A 3,275-nucleotide genomic window follows, 5' to 3' on the forward strand; every position below is an offset into this window, starting at 1 on the left:
GCCAGTTATGTCTCATGAACTGGTCTAGGCATATGCATTGCATATGTCTTTGATACATACGATGTATGTATTGTTGATTGTACATCTGGCAACCGATGTACAAGCCAAGTTAAATCAAGCTTTATTTTTGTTGGTAATGCCACTTCCGACACTTCTTTGAAGTGTCTTTGGAAGTGTCAGTAGTCAGCTGCTTTCTTCGGAAAGTGGTCGGGACACTTTTTACAAAGTGTCTTTTATGATTATAGCTAATGAGAGTGATCAAGTGTCTTAAGAGCATTTGGTGGATGCCTTGGCGACTAGAGGCGATGAAAGACGTGATACGCTGCGATAAGCGTCGGGGAGCTGCGAATAAGCTTTGATCCGGCGATTTCTGAATGGGGCAACCCACACCGTAAGGTGTACCCGCAAGGGGGCAAACCCGGGGAACTGAAACATCTAAGTACCCGGAGGAAAGGACATCAACCGAGACTCCGCTAGTAGTGGCGAGCGAACGCGGATCAGGCCAGTGGCTATAGATTAAGAACCGGAACAAGCTGGGAAGCTTGACCTTAGTGGGTGATAGTCCCGTACGGGTAGAAAGATTTATAGTCCTCGAGTAGGGCGGAACACGTGAAATTCTGTCTGAACATGGGGGGACCACCCTCCAAGCCTAAGTACTCCTAGTCGACCGATAGCGCACCAGTACCGTGAGGGAAAGGTGAAAAGTACCCCGACGAGGGGAGTGAAATAGTACCTGAAACCGAATGCTTACAAACAGTTGGAGCCCAAGATTTGTTCTGGGTAACAGCGTACCTTTTGTATAATGGGTCAGCGACTTAATTTAACGAGCAAGCTTAAGCCGATAGGTGTAGGCGTAGCGAAAGCGAGTCTGAATAGGGCGTCTTAGTTCGTTGGATTAGACCCGAAACCGAGTGATCTAGCCATGAGCAGGTTGAAGGTGCAGTAACATGCACTGGAGGACCGAACCCACGAATGTTGAAAAATTCGGGGATGACTTGTGGCTAGGGGTGAAAGGCCAATCAAACTCGGAAATAGCTGGTTCTCCGCGAAATCTATTTAGGTAGAGCGTCCTGTGAATACTCCTGGGGGTAGAGCACTGGATGGGCTATGGGGGCTCACCGCCTTACTGATCCTAACCAAACTCCGAATACCAGGAAGTACTGCAGGGCAGACACACAGTGGGTGCTAACGTCCATTGTGGAGAGGGAAACAACCCTGACCGCCAGTTAAGGTCCCTAAGTTATGGCTAAGTGGGAAAGGATGTAGAGATCCCAAAACAACCAGGATGTTGGCTTAGAAGCAGCCATCATTTAAAGAAAGCGTAACAGCTCACTGGTCTAAATAAGGGTCTCCGCGCCGAAAATGTACCGGGGCTAAAGCCATACACCGAAACTGCGGGCTTGTCTTTGACAAGCGGTAGCGGAGCGTTCTGTAAGCTGATGAAGGTGGACCCGTGAGGGCTGCTGGAAGTATCAGAAGTGCGAATGCTGACATGAGTAACGATAAAGAGGGTGAGAGACCCTCTCGCCGAAAGTCCAAGGGTTCCTGCGCAACGCTAATCGGCGCAGGGTTAGCCGGCCCCTAAGGCGAGGCCGAAAGGCGTAGTCGATGGGAACGGGGTTAATATTCCCCGGCCAGTGGGTAGTGACGGATGCCGTGTATCGTATCTCCTTATTGGATTGGAGATGCGGTGAAGGTGTTCCTGGAAATAGCTCCCACGCTAAGACCGTACCCGAAACCGACACAGGTGGACAGGTAGAGTATACCAAGGCGCTTGAGAGAACTGTGCTGAAGGAACTCGGCAAATTGCTCCCGTAAGTTCGCGAGAAGGGAGCCCAATACGAAGGCAACTTTGTATTGGGGGCACAGAATAGGGGGTTGCGACTGTTTATCAAAAACACAGGGCTCTGCGAAGCCGCAAGGCGACGTATAGGGTCTGACGCCTGCCCGGTGCTGGAAGGTTAAGAGGAGGTGTGCAAGCACCGAATTGAAGCCCCAGTAAACGGCGGCCGTAACTATAACGGTCCTAAGGTAGCGAAATTCCTTGTCGGGTAAGTTCCGACCTGCACGAATGGCGTAACGACTTCCCCGCTGTCTCCAGCACAGACTCAGTGAAATTGAATTCCCCGTGAAGATGCGGGGTTCCTGCGGTCAGACGGAAAGACCCCGTGCACCTTTACTACAGCTTCACACTGGTATTCGTGATGACATGTGTAGGATAGGTGGTAGACGTTGAAACCAAGGCGCCAGCTTTGGTGGAGTCATCCTTGAAATACCACCCTTGTCCTCATGGATATCTAACCGCGGTACAACAATACCCGGGACCGTGTGTGGCGGGTAGTTTGACTGGGGCGGTCGCCTCCCAAATGGTAACGGAGGCGCGCGAAGGTAGGCTCAGAGCGGTCGGAAATCGCTCGTTGAGTGCAATGGCATAAGCCTGCCTGACTGCGAGACTGACAAGTCGAGCAGAGACGAAAGTCGGTCATAGTGATCCGGTGGTCCCTCGTGGAAGGGCCATCGCTCAACGGATAAAAGGTACGCCGGGGATAACAGGCTGATGATGCCCAAGAGTCCATATCGACGGCATTGTTTGGCACCTCGATGTCGGCTCATCACATCCTGGGGCTGGAGCAGGTCCCAAGGGTTTGGCTGTTCGCCAATTAAAGTGGTACGTGAGCTGGGTTCAGAACGTCGCGAGACAGTTCGGTCCCTATCTGCCGTGGGTGTAGGAAATTTGAGAGGATCTGTCCCTAGTACGAGAGGACCGGGATGGACGAACCTCTGGTGGACCTGTTGTGGCGCCAGCCGCATTGCAGGGTAGCTATGTTCGGAATGGATAACCGCTGAAGGCATCTAAGCGGGAAACCAACCTCAAAACAAGACTTCCCTTGAGAGCCGTGGAAGACCACCACGTTGATAGGAGGCATGTGGAAGAGGGGTAACTCTCGAAGCTGAGCCTTACTAATAGCTCGATTGATCTTGATCACTCCCATTAAGCTATAATCATAGATATGAGATAGCCAACAAATCAAAGCGATAACTTGGATACAACAACATTGGCACTTTAAAAAAGTGACATCTCAGACCAGTTCAAAAGTCAGTGTGACTTATTCCTGCCCGGTGGCTATGGCGGGGCGCCCCCACCCGATCCCATCCCGAACTCGGAAGTGAAACGCCCCTGCGCCAATGGTACTTCGTCTTAAGACGCGGGAGAGTAGGGCGCCGCCGGGCATGAATAATCCACACTGACAATCTCTCAAAATGAAACAGAACAA

2 rRNA genes are annotated in these 3,275 nt (G+C 51.5%); both read left to right on the top strand.

Annotated features, from left to right (window positions below):
• Positions 1-256 precede the first annotated feature (256 nt).
• Positions 257-2,987, top strand: a 23S ribosomal RNA gene (locus tag PsAD37_RS16065).
• A 129-nt stretch (positions 2,988-3,116) separates the two neighbouring features.
• Positions 3,117-3,231 (top strand): 5S ribosomal RNA (gene rrf, locus PsAD37_RS16070).
• The last annotated feature ends 44 nt before the right edge of the window (positions 3,232-3,275 follow it).

It is taken from the genome of Pseudovibrio sp. Ad37 (genome assembly GCF_001623075.1).
Lineage (GTDB): Bacteria > Pseudomonadota > Alphaproteobacteria > Rhizobiales > Stappiaceae > Pseudovibrio.